Source organism: Anaerostipes sp. 992a (assembly GCF_001940245.1).
Classification (GTDB): Bacteria; Bacillota; Clostridia; order Lachnospirales; family Lachnospiraceae; genus Fimousia.
On record NZ_MJIG01000004.1, the window covers coordinates 676,638 to 695,734 of the forward strand.

Sequence of the window (19,097 nt, forward strand, 5' to 3'; positions counted from 1 at the left end):
TCTATTTTCTCCTGTACTTTGCTGAACCTGATTGCACTTCCCATATGGCCAGTTGGGTGCGATCTCTTAAGTTTAGCTTATTTAAGATACTACTCAAATAATTTCTGACCGTACCTTCAGACAGACTGATCGCCTTTGCGATTTCTTTATTAGACATCCCCCTGCCAATCAACTTGATGATCTCCCATTCCCCATCGGTCAATTCGTCTACATTCTCCGCTTCAATCATAATATCATAGTTGCTCTGTGCCATTTCAGAAAAAAGCTCCACTACTTTGCTGGCAATTCCCGGATTGATCATTGCACCCCCCTGGTGTACGGTGCGAATTGCTTTTTCTAGTTCATCCATGGAAATCCCTTTTAACAGATATCCGCTTGCACCATATTTCAATGCACTAAATACAAATTCATCATCATCAAAGGTAGTCAATATAATAATCTTTATCTGTGGATATCTTTCTTTAATCATTCTGGTACATTGCACACCATCCATCTCCGGCATACGTACATCCATCAAAATTACATCTGGTTTTTCTTTTTGAACCAGCCTAATCACTTCGTTTCCATTTCCTGCAGTACCAATTACAGAGATTTCTTCTCTGATTCCCAATACGATCTGCAGACTCTGACGAATCAATTCCTGATCATCTGCTATTAATACTTTAATCATAATTTTCACTCCATCTTATCGGTATCTTTGCTACAATACAAAATCCATTGCTTCCATCATAAGAAACTTTCCCATTGAGCATATGAATCCTTTCTTCAATATGGATCAATCCAAATCCTGTATGAATCTCTTCACAGCCAATTCCGTCATCCTGTATCGTAAGAATCAACCACTTATCCTCTTTCTTTATATTCACATGTATGTTGTCGGCTTTTCCATGCCGGATTGCATTTGTGATTCCTTCCTGGACCACTCGATAAATCATATCTTCCTCATCTGTATTAAATTTCAACTCTGGTACCTGAAGATTATAATAAATCTGTACATTTGACATCAGTACCGTATCCTCAATCAGTTTTTCCAGCGCCTCTTCCAGATTATGGTGTTCCAATGCATCGGGACGCAATTTATTTACAGAACGCCGGATATCATCAATTCCTTTTCTCGCCACCTGAGACATTTGATTTAACTGCTTCTTCGTTCCCTCAATAGAATAGTCAATCATAGCAATACAGGCATCTATCCCAACCGAAAGACCGGTCATGGTATGTCCAAGGGTATCATGGATCTCCCTGGCAATTCGATTTCGTTCTTTTGTTTCTCCCATCTTTTCCCTCATACCAGCATAATCCTTTAGCTGCTCATTCATCTCCTTTAACTGCTCATTAGCCGTCTGAAGCTGAATATTTAACAAAGCAATTCTGGCATTTTCCTTCATCTGATTCTTCATAGAAATAATCATATAAGCAATAAAAGCAATGTGATTGACAGAAACCAACATATTCCTGATTCCAAGTAGCAGCGTACTATATTGTGTACTATATACACTTAATATTTCCTCAAAAGATATCGTAGGAATTATAGACGATACGATATCATAGTCTGCAAATATATAAATCAGTCCCATAATTACTAAGAATAACCCTCGATTATGCTTATCGCGAATGGAAGTTACAATATCCGCAACTACCAACAATAAGATTCCATTATAGCTTATATATAAACATCGAATGACTATAAGACATAGGATTATCTCAATCACATAAATGCCAACGGAAACAACCGATTTATGTTTGAATTGCTTTCGTACCTCAATAATATAAAGCAACAGAAAAAAGGTAAGAAAGACAATCACGGTTGATTTTGTCGCTTCTTTGGGAAGATAGGAGATATCCTCCAAAAAATTTCTGGCCATATAATTTTCATTAATGGTATTAAATGTTACCATCATGACAGCAGAAAGAAATGCCAGTATAGCGAAGTTTAACAAACTCATAAATAATCTTAAGTAATATAAATTCCGACTCATAATGCCTCTTTCTATTGCCATCTGCTGATGTCAAATTCCTCAATATTATTTTTCGTGATCATTTCCACTGGAATGACCACATTGGCATCTATCTCTTCGCCATTCAAAATCTGATACGCCGATTTGATTGCCTGTGCTCCTATCTTTTTGGGAAACTGGGCAGAAGTGCCTGTCATCATTCCCTCCGCGATCAATTTTTTCGCCTCCGGAGAGCCATCCACTCCATACACCAGAACACCTTCTCTGCAATTCTTGCTGTCTAAAGCTGCCAACGCTCCCATAGCTGCCGGATCATTTAATGCCATGATCACATCGATGTATGTATGTTCCTCAATAATCTGTTCTACCTTTGGCAACGCACGTTCAATCTGCCCTTGCGTATCCGTTTCTGCAATCACCTGGTACTCCGTATGTCCTTCAATCGTATCCAAAAACCCCTGTATTCTGTCTACTCCGGATTTTGCTTCCTTATGTGTCAAAAGAACTATATTCGCACTTTTCCTTTTCTTCATCATATCCTTTGCACATTGTACTCCCGCCTGATAATTATCAGATACAATGGTCGTAGCTGCCAGTTCCTTTTGATAAACCGGTGCATCTAACACAATTACCGGAATACCCGCTTTTTTGGCAGCCTCTAATCCCGGCCCCACTTCCTTCCAGTCTACTGGATTCAAAAAAATGGCATCCACATTCTGTTCGATCAGATACTGAATCTGCTGATTCTGCTTATCCTGATCCAGGGCCGGATCCAAAGTGAGCAATCGATCTCCCTTTTTTTCTATCTGACGACGAATCTCGTTATTTAGTATCTTATAATACTGGTTATTCATAGTCATATAAGTGGCTCCAAATACTTTTTTATGTGTTCCGTAGTTATTATAAAAAATAACAAATATTTTTGCATAAATCAAAATAAACATGCCAAAAAAGCATATGACTAAAAATATACCTGCCGTTTTTCTCCATTTTTTAACCTGTTCCCAATCCATATTTTCCTCATCTTCACATTATGCTCTTATCTTTACGCCGTCACTTAAAATGCCCGGTCCAAAATATATCGAAGTCCTTCTTCATCATTTCTTTTTGTAACAATATCTGCCGCTTCTTTTACTTCCACGGAAGCATTTCCCATAGCAACTCCCAATCCTGCATATTGCAGCATATCAATATCGTTATGTCCATCACCAAATGCAATAATTTCTTCTCTTTGCACCGAAAATATATCTTCTAAAATCCGAATTGCCGCTGATTTGGATGCAGCCATCGGCATCACTTCCAGATAAGTATCCTTGGATTTATAAATTCTGATTTCCGGAAATTCCTGAACAAGGTTTTTTTCTAATCGGTCAATCTGATCGGCCTCTCCCATACAAAGAATCTTGTGTGTTTTCCGTGAAAAACCTTCGTCTGTAAAAGGAATCTCATCTGCCTCAATCTGAGTAATATCCATTTCCTGTTTTACCCAATACTCCTTTTTATCTTCCACCATCCAGGAATCTTCATAATAAAGATTTAAAGAAACCTCTGGTTCTTCCTGTTTGATATACATACATAATGCCTTCGTTTCCTTTTCGTCTAATACAGAGCTGGCCATCGCCCTTCCATCAGCATCCACTACCAAAGCACCACTATAACAGACCATCGGTGCACGAACACCAATCTCATCTCTGATTCCTATCATTCCTTTTGGCATTCTGGCAGAAACTAATACAAATGGGATTCCTTGCCCATCCAACTGTCGGATTCGTTCTTTAGATGCTTTGGGCACCTGGTGAGAAGTATTTAATAATGTTCCGTCAATATCTGTAAAAACTGCTTTATAGTTTCCTTTTTTTATCCTATCCATTGTCTAATTTCCTCCTTTTTCGTCCAATTATCCTATAATAGTATACAATAATTACGCTCCTCCATCCAGTGACATATGTCATTTTTCCCTTTTATAGACAACGGGTTTTATTACCCAAAACATTCTTATACAATTAAGAAAAGCCCTGAAAGAAATCATTTCTTTCAAGGCCCTTTTACATTTATTCTGATTTAGTATGGAACATTCTCAGCCACATCTTTTAATGGTTCCACGCCTTCTTCTTCTCGTTTTGCTAAGAATTCTTTTAATTCCTGAGCTGGCATCTTCAATCCTGTGTATAATTCGAATGCACCTGCTCCCTGCCATAACAACATGCCTTTTCCACCGATGACGTTCTCTTCCTTACAGCCATTTGCCAGAGCATCTTCCATTAATTTTGTCACTAATGGATTGTAGATAACATCATACACAACTAAGTCATCATTAAATACTGACATGTCTGTTACCAGTGATTGACCTTCGCTCATTGGTCTCATACCAACAGAAGTACCATTGATCAAAATGTCTGCCTTTCGAATGGTATCATGCATCAGCTCTTGTTCAGATAACGGATGGTATTCCATCTTGCAAGGCACTCCATCTGCCATCATATTTTCTCCAATCTTTCTCGCTTTTTCCAAGCCTTCTGCTCCGCGATTGAATACGGTTACAGATTTTGCTCCGTCTAATGCACACTGTACCATGATTGCTGTCGCAGCCCCGCCTGCTCCTAATACAACAATATCTTTATCTACAATGGATACTCCATGATCTTTCAGGTCCAACACAACCCCCATACCGTCTGTAATATGACCGGTTAATACGCCATTATCATTTACAATAGTATTTACTGCTCCGATGAATTTTGCAGCTGGAGAAAGCTTATCCATGTTACGTGCCACTTCCTGCTTACATGGCATGGTAACATTACCTCCACGCATATTTAATCTTCTCATTGCATCCAAAGAAGCCTTTACCTGTGTTTCATCTGTATCAAATGCTAAGTATGCACAATCAATTCCGTAGTAGTCAAAACAAAAGTTATACATAATCGGTGATCCTGAATGCTTGATTGGTGTTCCGAATACTCCTAATAATCTTGTTTTACCTGAAATTCTTGTGTCCATAGTTTTCTCCTCCAAATTTAACATATTTTCGTTCCACACTTTAGTGCTTTAAAGTAATAACTCTATGTCTGGTACTTTATCACGTTAAAGTATTGATGTCAATACTTTTTTTCATTTTTTTAAAAATTTCTTATATCTCTATGTAAAAACAAAAGGGAACAAAGTTTCCTATTCCACAAAAAAAGGAGCTTTGCTTAGAAGCAGAATCCATTCCTGCTTCTTTTGCAAAACTCCTTCCAATGTTCACAATATATTATTCTTGATAATTCTTATATGCCTCGAACTCATCTAAAATTGCCTGATCCGGTGCTTTTGTCGCAAGACTGACAACCACGATGCATACCAGACTGATGACAAAACCAATTGCCAGTGAGTAAAGTCCAGTAACGGTTCCCAATGTCTGTCCGCCCATAACTGGAATATAATCCCAGATTATTACAGTTGCTGCTCCGGAAAGTAATCCGGCAACAGCTCCCGGAAGATTGATTCGTTTCCAGAATAAGCTCATCACTACCAATGGACCGAATGCCGCTCCAAGACCAGCCCAGGCATTAGAAACCAAGCCCATAATAGAGCTGTCTGGATTCCATGCGATCACAGTGGCGATCACTGCAACTGCCATCGTAGTAATACGTCCAACCTTTAACACTTTATCATCAGACGCTTTTGGGTTCATAATATCCTTATAGATATCTGCAGATACAGAAGATGAACATACCAAAAGCTGTGAATCAGCCGTAGACATGATCGCAGCTAAAATTCCGCAAAGGAAAATTCCTCCAATAAACGGAAGCGGCAATACATCGACAAACACCTTTTGAATCATTTCAATAAATACTGATTCTGCAGAAGCAGCACCAGCTGTCTCACCTAAAATTGTTGGTAATAAGAAGGCACGGCCTAAAAGACCGATTGCTACAGCAAGTCCTAAAGATAATACTACCCATACGATCGCGATTACAGATGATTTCTTTAATTCCTTCTCATTCTTGATCGCCATAAAACGAACCAGAATATGAGGCATACCACAGTATCCAAGTCCCCATGCAAGATTGGAGATAATCTCCACTGCTGTGATTGGATGATTTCCATTATGAGTCAGACTCAGGAAGGAATCTGGATTTACGCCACTCTGTGTCAGCAAGTTGGTAAAATCACCACTGACATATCCCCATACAACAATTGGAACAACTAACAGTCCAATGAGCATCAACGTTCCCTGAATGAAGTCAGTCGTACATACAGCCAGGAACCCTCCCATAAAAGTATAAACTAAGATTACTGCAGCTCCAATCAGTAACGCGATGTGATAATCAATACCAAATACGCTGTTAAATAATTTTCCTCCAGATGCCAGTGCAGATGCAGTATACACCAGGAAGAAGATTACAATGATGGCAGATGAGATTCCAAGCAGAATCTTCTTCTCATCACGGAATCGATTTCCGAAGAACTCTGGTAACGTCATGGAGTTATTGGCCACGATCGTATATGCACGAAGTGGTTTCGCAATGATCAGCCAGTTTGCGATGGTTCCAAGTCCAAGCCCCACAGCGATCCATGCCTGTCCCGTTCCTAATGCGTAAATGGAACCTGGCAGCCCCATCAGGAGCCATCCACTCATATCAGATGCCTGAGCAGATAAGGCGGCAACCGGACCAGAAAGTCCCCTTCCACCTAAAAAATAATCGCCTGCACCGGTAGTCTGTCTCATGGACCATACGCCAATAAAAATCATGAATAACAGATATGCACCAAATGCAAGCAAAATTGCAGTTGTTGTTGTCATATATATTTCCTCCTCATCTTTTGTTTCCATTTTTGAAAAAATCTATAGAAATAATTATACTAAAATTTATTTACCAGTAAAGAGACAAACCTTCATGGAAACTTGACAATACATGACAAAAAGTAATATCATATATCACAGTACTTCATGTAAAAGGAGAATCACAAAATGGATCTTAGTAAATATATTATTTTTTTAGAGGTAGCCAAACAAAACAGCCTTTCCAAAGCAGCCAAACGATTAGGCTACACACAGTCTGGCATCAGCCACACCTTAAAGCGTTTAGAAAATGAAATGGATCTGAATCTATTTTATCGAAATCGAAATGGTGCCTTTCTGACCAATGCAGGAAAGGAGATCTATCCATATATTTCTCAAATTGTACAGTGTCAGGAAAATTTAAATCAGACAGTTCAGTCTCTGCATAATCTACACCAGGGTACTCTAAACATCGGTACTTATTCCAGTATCTCCAGAGAATGGCTTCCACACATCATTCAAAAATTCAAAAAAGACTATCCGTCTATAAAAATTCATTTTAAAGAAGGGGGAAATGAAGATATTCTTGGATGGATTGAACATCGTCAGGTAGATTTAGGTTTTTTGAGCTCCTATCATAATCAGGGCTTCGAATGGATCCCTTTAAAAGACGATCCGCTGCTGGCCGTACTTCCAATGGAAGATTGCTATTTGGATCATACCGCATTTCCGCTGAATGAATTTAACCAACAGACCTTTATCATCTCCGCAAGAGGCACAGATATCGATATCCATCGTACCTTAGAAATATATGATATTCATCCTGACATCCAATATTCTGCCAAGGATGACTATACCATAGTATCTATGGTTGCCTGTGGACTTGGCATCAGTATCCTTCCAAAGCTGGTCTTGGATCATTATAATTCTTCTGTACTAACGCTTCCATTAGAGCCATATGCCCAAAGGCAACTTGGAATTGCCATAGCTTCCAGCGATATGGCTTCTCCCGCAGCTTTGAAGTTTATTGAGTATGCGAAGGAATATGTTGTTTGAGACTTTTAAAAATATATTTTTGTAAGATAAATATGGGTTTCTTTGACTATGGGATAATATGTGAGAACGAAATCATTCCGGTCAGCAATCAGGCTGCGGAGCTTCCAAATCTGATACATGTTTTCTCTTGTTCTATACCAAGACAGACGAAAATCTTATCTCTCGTCCAGGGACAAATGGCTATGTAAGCAAGCTTCCAGCCATTTGTCCTTATGGACGACCAAAAGCATCGCTTTTGCCAAAGATTTTCTGCCTGAGAAAACATGTAAGCTCCTTCGCAGATTGCTTTACCGGAATGGTTTCGTTCTTTGTAGTATATTGGCTTCTCCCATATTCGTGTGGAGAAACGGAGTGTGGCAAAGAAGAAGGCTTTTTCATAGACCATATCCCCGTTTTCCCAACTTATATAGATGCAATACTATAAAAAAGAACGGAAGTATTTCAGCAAGGCAATATTTGGAAGAGCTTTTTACAATCACTTACATGGTTTGCTCTCGGTCAGAAAATCTTTGCAGAAAGCAACGCTTTCTGCCGTCCATCAGAGCAAATGGGGAGGAGCTTGCTTAAGAACCATTTGCAGATGGGCGGCATATAAGATTTTCGTCTGGTCCCTACCACGAGAGCGCTAAAAGCGAAGCGGCTGTGGCAAGTGGCAAAAACGCAAAGCATGTTAGGGATTGTTAAGCTCTGGAAACCTGATTGCCGGCTGAAATGATTCCGTTCTCATCGCTTGCATCTGTATTCCAGAAAACCCGCATTTTCTATCCACTTTGACATTTCTGCTGAATAAATACCTTTGCAAAACACATAATTATCCACACAACAAAAAAGCCTAGATTTCTCTAAGCTTTAAACTACTGAGCGTGCGGGGGTTCGAACCCCGGACAACTTGATTAAAAGTCAAGTGCTCTACCAACTGAGCTACACACCCATATTTTATTCATTTTACTATACACCCTATCCTACATCTAATAGGAAGAAACTGGGCTAGCTGGATTCGAACCAGCGAATGCAGGAGTCAAAGTCCTGTGCCTTACCGCTTGGCGATAGCCCATTGCTCTTATAAAGTGATAAGAGGGTGGGTAATGGGACTCGAACCCACGGCCTCAAGAGCCACAATCTTGCGCGCTAGCCAACTGCGCCATACCCACCATAAAACGTGCCCACAGGGATTCGAACCCCGGACACATGGCTTAGAAGGCCATTGCTCTATCCAACTGAGCTATGAGCACTTACTATCACTTAGCCACAGAGACATTCTCCATGAAGCGGGTGATGGGAATCGAACCCACGTATCTAGCTTGGAAGGCTAGTGTTCTACCATTGAACTACACCCGCAAAAGGTATCGGGGTGACAGGATTCGAACCTGCGGCCTCTTGATCCCAAATCAAGCGCTCTAGCCAAGCTGAGCCACACCCCGATATTCAGTTGTTTTCTGTCGTTTTCCTGACGACGAAATATATCTTATCATACCACTTTCCAAAAGTCAACAACTTTTTAAAACTTTTTTTAAAAGTTTTTTCACATATGAAAAGTGGCATATTTAAGCCAGTTTTTATCCATCATGAATATTCCGTTACACATCGTGTGCATCCCCCAGAGGTTGTTTATTACATAAGAAATTCTTCGAATTTCTTATGTAATAAAAACAACGGCAGGGAAAAATCATCTCTGCCGCATATGGATTCTTCTTATTCTTCTTTTTCTGCTTCTGCATCTTTTGCAGCTTCTGCTTTTTCCAGATCATCGTAAAAATCTTCGTCAAAGTCTTCATCGAAATCTTCGTCAAAATCTTCTAAATAATCAGGAGTCAGATATCGATAAACTGCATATGCAATTCCTGCGATTGCCGCTACTGCTCCGATAATCGCCAGAACCCATAAAATCTTCTTTTCTGTTTCATCTTCTTTTCTGTTTAAGATTTCTGCAATTTTTACTGTGCTTAACATTTCTTCAATATTTTTCATGATCAACACCCTTTCTCGTTCTCATTTTTCTTTTGGATTTATTATACCATTATCATAAGAAAATTACTAGGAAATTCCGATCTAGAATCAGAAATTCGCTTACTCTTCCACCCTTTTTAATTTTGCAAAGGAGGCAAACATCTTCTTTCTTCCCACTCTGTCAAAATCCACGGTAACTTCATAATCTCTTCCGCCCTGTACGATTTCAACCACGGTCCCGGTTCCAAACTTCATATGAGAAACCCGATCCCCTTCCTGATAATCCAACTTACCGCCGTTTACCACCGTAAACTGCTGCTTTGTCTGCTGATATGGCTTCTGGAAGGTCTTTTTTCGATTCACTGCAAAGATAGACTTCTCTGGATTCTTTTCTTTAAAATTCATCCTCTGATCAACCTCTAACAGTTCTTCCGGTATCTCTTCGATGAATCTGGAAACCTTATTAAACTGTGTTCTCCCATGCATCATACGGTGCTTTGCAGCGCTTAGATACAGCTTCTTCTTAGCACGGGTAATACCCACGTAACAAAGCCTTCTCTCCTCTTCCATATCATCCTTATCCTCGGAAATGATCGTCATATAGCTTGGAAAGATTCCATCCTCCATTCCTGCCAAAAATACATATGGGAATTCCAGTCCTTTCGCACTATGTAAGGTCATCAATACCACCTTATTGTCTGATTCGTCCAGAGAATCCACCTCTGCCACAAGAGCGATTTCCTCCAACAGCTCTCCAAGTGTCGGATCGTCCGCTTCCAGCTCATATGTGCTTACCTTATTGAGCAGCTCATCGATATTCTCAATTCTTGCTTTGGCTTCCTCAGAATCCTCTGCCTTAAGAGCCATCAGATATCCTGTATCCTCTGTTACTGCATGAAACAATTCTGTAAGACTTCCTGCATCAGCCAGTCTACGGAATTTGGCGATCTCCAGTGAAAATTCCTGCACCTTGCTGGCTGCCCTTCCAAGACCGGGAATCTCCATGGCCTCATAACAGGCATCCAAAAAGCTGATTTCCTTCTGCATGGCATAATCTGAAATCTTCACAATACTGGCCGCACCGATTCCTCTCTTCGGTACGTTGATGATCCTTTTCACTGCCAGATCATCTTGTCCATTGTCTACCGCCTTTAAATATGCCAGAATATCCTTGATTTCCTTTCTGGAATAGAAGTTTACCCCTCCTACGATTCGGTATGGGATATTCTTTAACAAGAACTTTTCCTCAAATACACGAGACTGAGCATTGGTACGATATAAAATAGCCATCTGCTTATATGCAATTCCATCCTGACTGAGCTTTTCAATCTCATGAAGCACCTGGTTGGCTTCTTCATATTCTGTCTCATATTGATGAAAAACAACAAGATCCCCTTCTTCATTCTCCGTCCAAAGTCTCTTATCCTTTCTTCCTTTATTGTTGCGGATTACCTCATTGGCAGCATTTAAAATATTTTTTGTGGATCGATAATTCTGCTCCAATTTAATTACCGTGGCCTCTTCGAATACCTTTTCAAAATTTAAAATATTATAAATATTCGCTCCACGGAATTTATAGATGGACTGATCATCATCCCCTACAACACATAAGTTCCGATGCTTTCTTGCCAGCATGCTGACAAACTGAAACTGTACCGTGTTGGTATCCTGATACTCATCTACCATAATATACTGGAATCTGTCCTGATAGTATTCCAGTATATCCGGATGAAACTGAAATAATTCTACCGTCTTAAAGAGCAGATCATCAAAATCCAATGCATTGTTCTCCCGCAGCTGTTTCTGATATTCCGTATAGACCTTTGCAACCTGTGTCTCACGGAAATTTCCTGCTGCTCTCATCTCATACTCAGATGGAGTCACCAGTTCATCCTTAGCCTTGGATATCTGGTTTAGCAATGCACGTTCTGCATACTGCTTCTTATCCAGCTTAAGACGCTTCATAACTTCTCGGATGACTGTCTTTTGGTCCTCGGTATCATAAATGGTAAAATGATTGTCATATCCCAGTTTATCAATATGTCTTCTTAAAATGCGGACGCAAGTAGAATGAAAGGTACTGACCCAGATGTGCTCTGCTCCATATCCTACCAGATTATCCACACGCTCCCTCATCTCTCCGGCCGCCTTATTGGTAAATGTAATGGCAAGAATATGATACGGATTAACTCCTTTTTCCTGAATCAGATAGGAAATTCTATGTGTCAGGACTCGTGTCTTCCCAGATCCTGCTCCCGCTAAAAGCAACAATGGTCCCTCTGTACAAAATACCGCTTCTCGTTGCTGTTCATTGAGTGTATCATAAATATTCATATAATGATTCCTTTCTAAACTGATGTTCGGTAAGCTATATTATATCGCACTGAGAGGATTCTCACAAGTGAATTTCCATATCTGCTTTTCTTTCCTGAAAATCGGAAGAGAAGGATCAAAAAAAGAAAGTCTTGTTATCCAATCCTAAAAAAAGTATAATATAAGAAAATGAGTATTCACATTTAGAGAGGGAGAAAGTTTATGGATTTTAGAAAACTACTCGATAAATGGAGTCACCTAGACTATATTAATCCAGAAGATATTCCAAATATAGAATTATATATGGATCAAGTTACTACCTTTATGGACAGTCAGCTCTCTGGCTGCAAACGTACCCCGGAAGATAAGATTTTAACAAAGACAATGATCAATAATTATTCCAAGAATCATCTGCTTCCACCTTCTAATAAGAAGAAATATTCCAAGGAGCATATCATTCTGCTAATTTATATTTATTATCTGAAGAATTTCTTATCAATCTCCGATATTAAGAATTTACTGACTCCGTTGACCGAATTATTTTATGACACAAATAACCCCAGCATTTCCTTCGAGGAAATTTATACGGAATTATTCCATGAAGAAACAAAGCATTATGATGCACTGAAAAAAGACATTTTTCGTACAATGAAGGATAGCCGTTCCACCTTTTCACAGATTGAAAATCCAGATGAAAAGGAATTTTTGCAGAATCTGGCTTTTGTTACGACCCTATCCTATGATATTTATCTGAAAAAGCAGATCATCGAAAGCATTATTGATAATTTTTATGCTCCACCAGACGAAGATGCCAAAAAAAAGAAAAAGAAGAAAAATTAAGAGAATCTCATCTGAGAGATTCTCTTTCTCATTAGTTTTCTTCTTTTTCTTTCATTCGTTCAAATACCATATCATATCCATCATTTCCATAATTCAAAGATCTGTTTACACGGCTGATCGTTGCCGTGGAAGCTCCGGTCTTCTCTGCAACCTCCAGATACGTATGGTGCTCTCGCAGCATTCTTGCAACCTCAAAACGCTGTGCCAGCGAAAGCAGTTCATTCACTGTACATATATCCTCAAAATACGTAAAGCATTCTTCTACATTTTCCAGGCATAAAATGGCTCTAAAAAGCTGTTCTACTTCTGGTGTTCTGATTTTCTTTCCCATCGGCGTATCCTCCTACGTCTTATAACTCTATCATAAATTTCTACTGTACACTTTTAACGCACTAAAGTTCAACAACTTAAGTGTAACATAGAAAAAAATATTTGCAAGCACCATTTCTATATTTCTTCATAATCTATAAAAAAAGCCTGGAGAAATTATGAAAAAATTTGTTTTATGCTTAGGCCTTGCCATTTTTTGTCTTTCCTGCATGATCGGATGCAGGAAATCTTCTGCTCTAACAGAGGTAACCTTGAATGAAGTTGCCCATTCCATTTTCTATGCCCCTCAATACGTTGCCATTGAAAAAGGGTATTTTAAAGAGGAAGGTATTGACCTCACTCTGGAAACTGGATTTGGTGCCGATAAGACTATGACCGCCGTTATCTCCGGCGATGCCGATATTGGCTTTATGGGTCCAGAGGCTACCATCTATCAATACCAGGAGGGCAACCAGGATTATGCGGTAAATTTCGCCCAATTGACTCAGAGAGCTGGCAACTTTTTGATTTCCAGAAAAAAAATCAAAGACTTTTCCTGGGATCAGATCAAGAGAAAGGATGTTATTGGCGGTCGAAAGGGTGACTGCCATTGCTTTATGTAACTTTTATTTTCTTGAGAAAAAATGCCGGATAAATACATACATCATAATCGCCGATGCCATCAGATATCCCAGCATTCCCAACGCAGGAATTCCCAAAATCTTCGGCTTCATATCCGTAGTACAGATAATACTGGAGCTGACTAAAAGTGCCATAACCCAAAGTCCCATCGTAATATTACGGACAAGCCTTCTTAACAGACTGCTTAACTCCTTAGATGCATGAAGATCCAGATGAATCTTCGTCTGTCCACGCAGATATCCCTGTAAAATCTCGTCCATAAGCATCGGTATCCTAGCCGTCTTGTTGGCAGCCCGATACAAAAGCTTTCCCTTCTCCCTTACTTCCTTTTTCCAATCAAAATTATGAAACATACTGCTCATAATCCTTGCCTGAGCAATTTCAATCATATTGATCTCCGGGCTGATATCAGAAAGGATTCCTTCCACGTGGGTCAATCCGCGAACCAGCATAGTCAGTCCATGGGGCATGGAAATCTTATTCTCTTTCATGACTTCCATCAGATCCTGCATGATTTCTGCAATCTTGATCATACCTAATTCTACAGATCCATATTTATTGACCAGATGTTTCAGATCTTCATGGAGCTGTCCCTGATCTGGCTTTCCACGAAATTCTCCCAATGCCAGAACGGCATCCTGAATCTCGTTGATATCATTCTCCGCAATTCCCTGCACGGCCCTGGTTATCATCCTCTTATCCGTCTCCGTCAGCCTTCCCATCATGCCCATATCGATCCAGACAATCTTTCCATCCCGTATCTTTACATTTCCCGAATGGGGATCTGCATGGAAGAATCCATCCTCCATGACCTGTTTCATATAATGATCCACCAGCTTGCTTCCAATCTCTTTCAGATCATATCCATTTTCCACCAACCCTTCTTTCTCATCAATGGAAAAGCCATCGATATATTCCATGACTAGTACATGCATGGTAGAAAATTCCCGATATAGCACCGGTGTACCCACAAATGCCACATTCCGATTGTATTTTTCAAATTCTTCCATGTGAGATGCTTCCATCAGAAAATTCATTTCATCCTTTGTCACTTCCCACAGCTCATCCAGCACCATATCCAAGTCCACCAGACCACGATGGACAGCTGATGGGAGGAGTCTGACTGCTTTGTGCAAGAGAGCGATGTCTCTGGACATGACCTCATAGATGCCCTGTCGCTGTACTTTTATCACCACCTGCTCTCCCGATCTTAAGACAGCTCTATGTACCTGTGCAATAGAGGCAGAACCTATCGGCTCCGCCTCTATACTTGTAAATACGTCCTTCCAGGAATAACCATAGGATTCTTCTATGACCTGCACCACCTGCTCAAAGGACATCGGTGCCACCTCTGAACGAAGATGCATCAGCTCATCACAGTATCGCTGTGGAAGAATATCCGAATGCATGGACATAATCTGTCCAATCTTTACATAAGTAGGACCCAGCTCTTCTAGAATGATCCGAAGCTTCTCTGGCGTAACTCCTCTGGAAATATTGTTCTTATGAAGAACTGCAGTTATTTCCCTGAGCCTTGAGCCTTGCTCCTTTCCCTCCGCCCTTTGGCTGTCAGTCTTATTCATCTTCTGTTCCACAAGCTTCTGCCTGTTCCTCCGCCTGTGCTTCCTGGCTATCCTTTTCTTCTTTTGCCTTTATCTGTGCTTTTAAAGCTTCCAGCTGCTCTGGTGTCATCTGATCCACCATCTCCATCAATTCTTCTGGTGTAGAAGCCTTCCAGGACACATTCACGTTCTCCTTCACTGTCTTCTTAATGTTATGCTTTAATTCCTGATTCAATACTTTGCCCTGCTCTACTGTAAGCTCGCCTTTTTTCACCATCTCATCCAGAATTTCTTTGGATTTTTCCGTAGTTGCGGCAACTGTACCAATTCCTGCTAATAAAAACTTCTTCATGTTTTCTCCGAATTTTTCCATAACAAAATCTCCTTTCCAATCCTGATCCGTTCCTATATTCTACTACTTCTATTGTAACAAAAACACAAGGGAATAACCAGTTTTTCATATGGATTCCTCATATTTACATTAAAAATCTCAGCCAATTAAAAGCCTTTAATAACCGTACTCTCTTCTCACGCTTTGGGGAAATCTTCTGCCTTTCCATTCCCTCTGGCATTTCCACCCTATATTTATCCAGCACTTTCCCTGCCTGCTCCTCATAGGAGTCCATATAGTCATTCAACTGCGCTGTAACTTCTCTGCTATGGACGACCAACATGATCTCTGTATCCAGATATGCACTTCTCATGTCCATATTGAAGGATCCGACAATGGCCAGATCATCATCGATGGTAACACTCTTTCCATGATAGGAGACCCCTCCTTCATATTCATATATCTGTATTCCTGTCTGAATCAACTCTTCTTTGTGAATCGCATAATCCGATGCCCCAAATGGATTCCCATTGTTGGCAACCGAATTGGTCATCATAGACACTTTGGCTGTTCCGTTACAGATCTGCCGGAATCCATCATACATATACGAATTGCAGATCACATATGGCGTATGAATTCTGACTTCGCTTCTGGCCCCCTCCATTAACTGTATCAATGAATAAAATATTTCCGGCTTCTTTCCATAGACATGTGAAGGATTGACGAGAATGGAAATCTGATTCACCGGATAGGTTATATCCTCATAGGAATAAGCTTCTTCCAGCTTTGGATATCTTTTGCAAAAGCCCTGATATCTTTCTTCCAGCTCTTTTTTCGCCTTTCTTACCTCTTTCCGCTCTCCATCTTGATCACGAAATCTCACGCATTCTTTTTGTTGCCACACTTTCTCAAAATACTGGTACAACTCATAAATAGAGGTATTTTTATTCTCCGGCTCCATCTCATATACAAGTACATCCCTGTCATAATTCTGATATCCTTTTCCTCCCAGAAAATAATCATACGTATTACGTCCTCCAAGCATATAAAACTTGTGATCGATCATAAGATATTTGTCATGCATCCTTCCCATTGTTTTCCATGGAAGTAACGGATTCGGCAAATTATATGCCCGAAATTCTACATGATCCGAACTGGAAAGTGCAGAAAAATAGTCATCTCTCATATGGGTAATTGCAGAAAAACCGTCTACGATAATCCTCACCTGAACCCCTCTTTGTGCTGCATGTAAAAGCGCCGCCTGCACATCCTTCCCACTTTCATCCGATTTAAAATCAAAGGTGGATAAAATGATCTCCTGTTCAGCTTCTTCTATCAGTCTCAGCCGATGCTCCAAAGCTTCTTTATTATCCTCGATGATAACTGCACGTTCGCTAGATTCTTCTTTTCCATAAAATTTCTCTGTCTGAAAGGACTGTTTGTAGGCATCGGATACCTCTGGATGCCTTCCATAAGAAATAAAAATACCAACTGCTTCATATAATACTAATAAAATTACCAATCCGATGAAAATCCAGATTTTTTCTCTCATTCTTTTCATAAGCTCCCCCATATATTAACATCCATTTCTTATTTCTCATTATACACGATAAAAGGAAAAGCTTTCTAACATTACTCTTAGCTTTTCTGAATTTTTTATAAAGACTCCTTTCTTGTAATTGAATAATTTGTAAAATCTTTTATAATGAACAATGGAGGTAACGACAATGAATCCATATATAAGCATTATTGTACCTGTCTACAATGCACAGGAATATATAAACCGCTGTATTGACAGCATTTTAAATCAGGAATATCAAAACTTTGAAGTCCTTTTAATCGATGATGGAAGTACCGACCGTTCACCAGAGATTCTGGATACTTATGCACACAATGATTCCCGTGTCCAGGTCTTTCATCGTGCCAATTCCGGTGTCTCAGCCAGTCGAAATTATGCCCTTTCTATTGCGAAAGGTGCTTATGTCCAATTTTTAGACAGCGATGACTGGATAACACCCGATGCTACGAAATTGTTTGTACGAACTGTCGAAGAAACTTCCTGCGATATGGTCATTGCTGATTTCTACCGTGTCACTGGAAATCGTCTTTCGCAAAAGGGAGATATTGAGACAGATGAGGTTATGGACCGACAGGAATTCGCATCCCATATGATCGAAAATCCGGCAGATTTTTATTATGGAGTTTTATGGAATAAGTTTTACAGACGGTCGATCATTGAAGAACACCATATTCGCATGGATACGTCCATCAGCTGGTGTGAAGACTTTCTCTTCAATCTGGAATATATCCGCCACGCCCATACCTTCTGTGCACTTCAGGCTCCAGTCTATTATTATGTAAAACGAAAAGGAAGCCTTGTCAGCCAGAATTTTGGCATTTCCAGTACGATCAAAATGAAGATCAATGTATTTGACTATTATAATCAGTTTTATAAAGATGTATACGAAGAAGAAGATTATGAAGAAATCCGCCTGCAGGTATACCGTTTTCTCGTAAGCAGTGCCAAGGATGGTACGGTCCCACCAATGCTTCTCCCCGGAAGTACAAAACTTGGCCAGGAACGAAAAGCCCTTCCTATCCCAACTGCCCTTACAGTAGAGGGAGAAATTATGGAAAACTATCGCTTTCGTAAGCTGTTGGAATATTATCTGGAAACTGCGGCTACCACTAACCACCTGACCTTCGAAGAGATGTATCTGATCTTCCTGATTCACCGCTCTGGAACAATCAGCAACGTAAAGGAATTGTCAGATTTATCAGGGATTCCTCAATTCAGAGTCTCCAAGGCCCTTCAGAGACTGGAAAAGAAAAAATTAATTGAGATAAGAGCTAAAAAACGCAATATGTTAAATTTGACTTTATTATCTGATGCAGATGCCATCTTAAATGATCTGGAGACTGCACATACTGATTTTAATGCAACCCGTTTCAAAGATTTTACAAAAGAAGAACAGGAACTCTATCTTTCACTTTCCAATCGAATGGATGAGAACATTCAGGAAGCTCTGTGGAAATTATATTAACCATAAAAATATAAGTTTCCTGGATTATGGGATAGAAAGTGAGAACGAAACCATCTCAGTAAAGCAATCCGCGTAGGAGCTTGATCACTGACTGAAATGATTTCGTTCTCATGCATTGTCACATCTGCTTTTTCACAACTGCATATTCATTGCCATCTCTCCAGTAGGGACATTGATATTCTTTATCCGACATCAAACGGCTATACTCATCTTCATCCATACTTACATCACAAACATAACATTCGTACTCTTCATCATACATATAATAGGTGCAGCTTTCACAGCTCCCATATCTTCTTTTTGCTTTCCTCATCTCTTTCTTCCTTTTTC

General features: G+C 39.8%; 16 protein-coding genes, 6 tRNA genes and 1 pseudogene. 4 read left to right on the top strand and 19 right to left on the bottom strand.

Annotation, left to right across the window (positions count from 1 at the left end; genetic code table 11):
• Position 1: 1 nt before the first annotated feature.
• The 6 genes from BHF69_RS07545 to putP form a co-directional block, all read right to left on the bottom strand.
• Positions 2-670 carry a response regulator transcription factor gene (locus BHF69_RS07545; protein WP_075670417.1) on the bottom strand — a complete coding sequence of 223 codons (669 nt, stop codon included), beginning with the start codon at positions 668-670 and terminating at the stop codon, positions 2-4.
• Positions 663-1,979, bottom strand: a complete 1,317-nt coding sequence (locus BHF69_RS07550; protein ID WP_075671775.1) for a sensor histidine kinase — start codon at positions 1,977-1,979, stop codon at positions 663-665. Before BHF69_RS07550 ends, BHF69_RS07545 begins: the two co-directional genes overlap by 8 nt.
• 11 nt (positions 1,980-1,990) lie before the next feature.
• The gene (locus BHF69_RS07555; protein WP_075670418.1) at positions 1,991-2,971 is read right to left on the bottom strand and encodes a sugar ABC transporter substrate-binding protein; all 981 of its coding nucleotides are present in this window, start codon (positions 2,969-2,971) and stop codon (positions 1,991-1,993) included.
• A 44-nt stretch (positions 2,972-3,015) separates the two neighbouring features.
• A complete protein-coding gene (locus BHF69_RS07560; RefSeq protein WP_075670419.1) occupies positions 3,016-3,828 on the bottom strand; it encodes a Cof-type HAD-IIB family hydrolase in 813 nt (270 codons plus the stop codon).
• Between the two features lie 191 nt (positions 3,829-4,019).
• Positions 4,020-4,955, bottom strand: a complete 936-nt coding sequence (aroE, locus tag BHF69_RS07565; RefSeq protein ID WP_075670420.1) for a shikimate dehydrogenase — start codon at positions 4,953-4,955, stop codon at positions 4,020-4,022.
• 253 nt (positions 4,956-5,208) lie between these two features.
• Positions 5,209-6,744, bottom strand: a complete 1,536-nt coding sequence (gene putP / locus BHF69_RS07570) for a sodium/proline symporter PutP (protein WP_075670421.1) — start codon at positions 6,742-6,744, stop codon at positions 5,209-5,211.
• A gap of 168 nt (positions 6,745-6,912) precedes the next feature.
• On the opposite strand from putP, the gene BHF69_RS07575 reads away from it, so the two are divergent.
• Positions 6,913-7,779 carry a LysR family transcriptional regulator gene (locus tag BHF69_RS07575; RefSeq protein WP_075670422.1) on the top strand — a complete coding sequence of 289 codons (867 nt, stop codon included), beginning with the start codon at positions 6,913-6,915 and terminating at the stop codon, positions 7,777-7,779.
• An 858-nt stretch (positions 7,780-8,637) separates the two neighbouring features.
• Here the strand turns inward: BHF69_RS07575 and BHF69_RS07585 are convergent.
• The 8 genes from BHF69_RS07585 to pcrA all read right to left on the bottom strand — a co-directional run bounded on the left by BHF69_RS07585 (position 8,638) and on the right by pcrA (position 12,060).
• Positions 8,638-8,710, bottom strand: a tRNA-Lys gene (locus BHF69_RS07585).
• A gap of 51 nt (positions 8,711-8,761) precedes the next feature.
• Positions 8,762-8,833: transfer RNA gene (locus tag BHF69_RS07590), tRNA-Gln, on the bottom strand.
• Positions 8,834-8,856: 23 nt separating this feature from the next.
• Positions 8,857-8,930, bottom strand: a tRNA-His gene (locus tag BHF69_RS07595).
• Between the two features lie 7 nt (positions 8,931-8,937).
• Positions 8,938-9,011 (bottom strand) — tRNA-Arg (locus tag BHF69_RS07600).
• 35 nt (positions 9,012-9,046) lie between these two features.
• Positions 9,047-9,117 (bottom strand) — tRNA-Gly (locus BHF69_RS07605).
• Between the two features lie 8 nt (positions 9,118-9,125).
• Positions 9,126-9,200: transfer RNA gene (locus BHF69_RS07610), tRNA-Pro, on the bottom strand.
• Positions 9,201-9,471: 271 nt separating this feature from the next.
• A complete protein-coding gene (locus BHF69_RS07615) occupies positions 9,472-9,747 on the bottom strand; it encodes a DUF4366 domain-containing protein (protein ID WP_075670424.1) in 276 nt (91 codons plus the stop codon).
• Between the two features lie 99 nt (positions 9,748-9,846).
• Positions 9,847-12,060: a DNA helicase PcrA gene (pcrA, locus tag BHF69_RS07620; protein WP_075670425.1), complete on the bottom strand. Its 2,214-nt coding sequence runs from the start codon at positions 12,058-12,060 to the stop codon at positions 9,847-9,849.
• Positions 12,061-12,261: 201 nt separating this feature from the next.
• On the opposite strand from pcrA, the gene BHF69_RS07625 reads away from it, so the two are divergent.
• Positions 12,262-12,879, top strand: a complete 618-nt coding sequence (locus BHF69_RS07625; RefSeq protein ID WP_075670426.1) for a DUF1836 domain-containing protein — start codon at positions 12,262-12,264, stop codon at positions 12,877-12,879.
• A 31-nt stretch (positions 12,880-12,910) separates the two neighbouring features.
• Here the strand turns inward: BHF69_RS07625 and BHF69_RS07630 are convergent, their stop codons facing one another.
• On the bottom strand, positions 12,911-13,210 hold the full coding sequence (locus BHF69_RS07630; protein WP_075670427.1) for a YerC/YecD family TrpR-related protein: 300 nt from the start codon (positions 13,208-13,210) through the stop codon (positions 12,911-12,913).
• 157 nt (positions 13,211-13,367) lie between these two features.
• Here BHF69_RS07630 and BHF69_RS07635 point away from each other — a divergent pair.
• Positions 13,368-13,790, top strand: a pseudogene (locus BHF69_RS07635) (ABC transporter substrate-binding protein); the annotation flags it as partial.
• A 24-nt stretch (positions 13,791-13,814) separates the two neighbouring features.
• Here BHF69_RS07635 and BHF69_RS07640 read toward each other — a convergent pair.
• The 3 genes from BHF69_RS07640 to BHF69_RS07650 all read right to left on the bottom strand — a co-directional run bounded on the left by BHF69_RS07640 (position 13,815) and on the right by BHF69_RS07650 (position 17,284).
• Entirely contained in the window at positions 13,815-15,413 is a 1,599-nt protein-coding gene (locus BHF69_RS07640) for an ABC1 kinase family protein (RefSeq protein WP_075670428.1), read from the bottom strand.
• Positions 15,406-15,765 carry a phasin family protein gene (locus BHF69_RS07645; RefSeq protein ID WP_075670429.1) on the bottom strand — a complete coding sequence of 120 codons (360 nt, stop codon included), beginning with the start codon at positions 15,763-15,765 and terminating at the stop codon, positions 15,406-15,408. Before BHF69_RS07645 ends, BHF69_RS07640 begins: the two co-directional genes overlap by 8 nt.
• A 103-nt stretch (positions 15,766-15,868) precedes the next feature.
• A complete protein-coding gene (locus tag BHF69_RS07650; RefSeq protein WP_075671779.1) occupies positions 15,869-17,284 on the bottom strand; it encodes a phospholipase D-like domain-containing protein in 1,416 nt (471 codons plus the stop codon).
• Between the two features lie 166 nt (positions 17,285-17,450).
• Between BHF69_RS07650 and BHF69_RS07655 the strand changes: the two genes are divergently transcribed.
• The gene (locus BHF69_RS07655; protein WP_075670430.1) at positions 17,451-18,767 is read left to right on the top strand and encodes a glycosyltransferase; all 1,317 of its coding nucleotides are present in this window, start codon (positions 17,451-17,453) and stop codon (positions 18,765-18,767) included.
• A gap of 118 nt (positions 18,768-18,885) precedes the next feature.
• On the opposite strand, the gene BHF69_RS07660 is transcribed toward BHF69_RS07655, so the two are convergent.
• Positions 18,886-19,080, bottom strand: a complete 195-nt coding sequence (locus tag BHF69_RS07660) for a DUF6472 family protein (RefSeq protein WP_075670431.1) — start codon at positions 19,078-19,080, stop codon at positions 18,886-18,888.
• Positions 19,081-19,097: the final 17 nt, after the last annotated feature.

Bases quoted from the DNA above. Each gene is read 5' to 3' on its own strand.
- BHF69_RS07555 (WP_075670418.1), bottom strand. From the start codon at position 2,971: ATGGATTGGGAACAGGTTAAAAAATGGAGAAAAACGGCAGGTATATTT.
- BHF69_RS07640 (WP_075670428.1), bottom strand. From the start codon at position 15,413: ATGAATAAGACTGACAGCCAAAGGGCGGAGGGAAAGGAGCAAGGCTCA.
- BHF69_RS07545 (WP_075670417.1), bottom strand. From the start codon at position 670: ATGATTAAAGTATTAATAGCAGATGATCAGGAATTGATTCGTCAGAGT.
- BHF69_RS07630 (WP_075670427.1), bottom strand. From the start codon at position 13,210: ATGGGAAAGAAAATCAGAACACCAGAAGTAGAACAGCTTTTTAGAGCC.
- BHF69_RS07560 (WP_075670419.1), bottom strand. From the start codon at position 3,828: ATGGATAGGATAAAAAAAGGAAACTATAAAGCAGTTTTTACAGATATT.
- aroE (WP_075670420.1), bottom strand. From the start codon at position 4,955: ATGGACACAAGAATTTCAGGTAAAACAAGATTATTAGGAGTATTCGGA.
- putP (WP_075670421.1), bottom strand. From the start codon at position 6,744: ATGACAACAACAACTGCAATTTTGCTTGCATTTGGTGCATATCTGTTA.
- BHF69_RS07550 (WP_075671775.1), bottom strand. From the start codon at position 1,979: ATGAGTCGGAATTTATATTACTTAAGATTATTTATGAGTTTGTTAAAC.
- pcrA (WP_075670425.1), bottom strand. From the start codon at position 12,060: ATGAATATTTATGATACACTCAATGAACAGCAACGAGAAGCGGTATTT.
- BHF69_RS07575 (WP_075670422.1), top strand. From the start codon at position 6,913: ATGGATCTTAGTAAATATATTATTTTTTTAGAGGTAGCCAAACAAAAC.
- BHF69_RS07660 (WP_075670431.1), bottom strand. From the start codon at position 19,080: ATGAGGAAAGCAAAAAGAAGATATGGGAGCTGTGAAAGCTGCACCTAT.
- BHF69_RS07645 (WP_075670429.1), bottom strand. From the start codon at position 15,765: ATGGAAAAATTCGGAGAAAACATGAAGAAGTTTTTATTAGCAGGAATT.
- BHF69_RS07655 (WP_075670430.1), top strand. From the start codon at position 17,451: ATGAATCCATATATAAGCATTATTGTACCTGTCTACAATGCACAGGAA.
- BHF69_RS07650 (WP_075671779.1), bottom strand. From the start codon at position 17,284: ATGAAAAGAATGAGAGAAAAAATCTGGATTTTCATCGGATTGGTAATT.
- BHF69_RS07615 (WP_075670424.1), bottom strand. From the start codon at position 9,747: ATGAAAAATATTGAAGAAATGTTAAGCACAGTAAAAATTGCAGAAATC.
- BHF69_RS07625 (WP_075670426.1), top strand. From the start codon at position 12,262: ATGGATTTTAGAAAACTACTCGATAAATGGAGTCACCTAGACTATATT.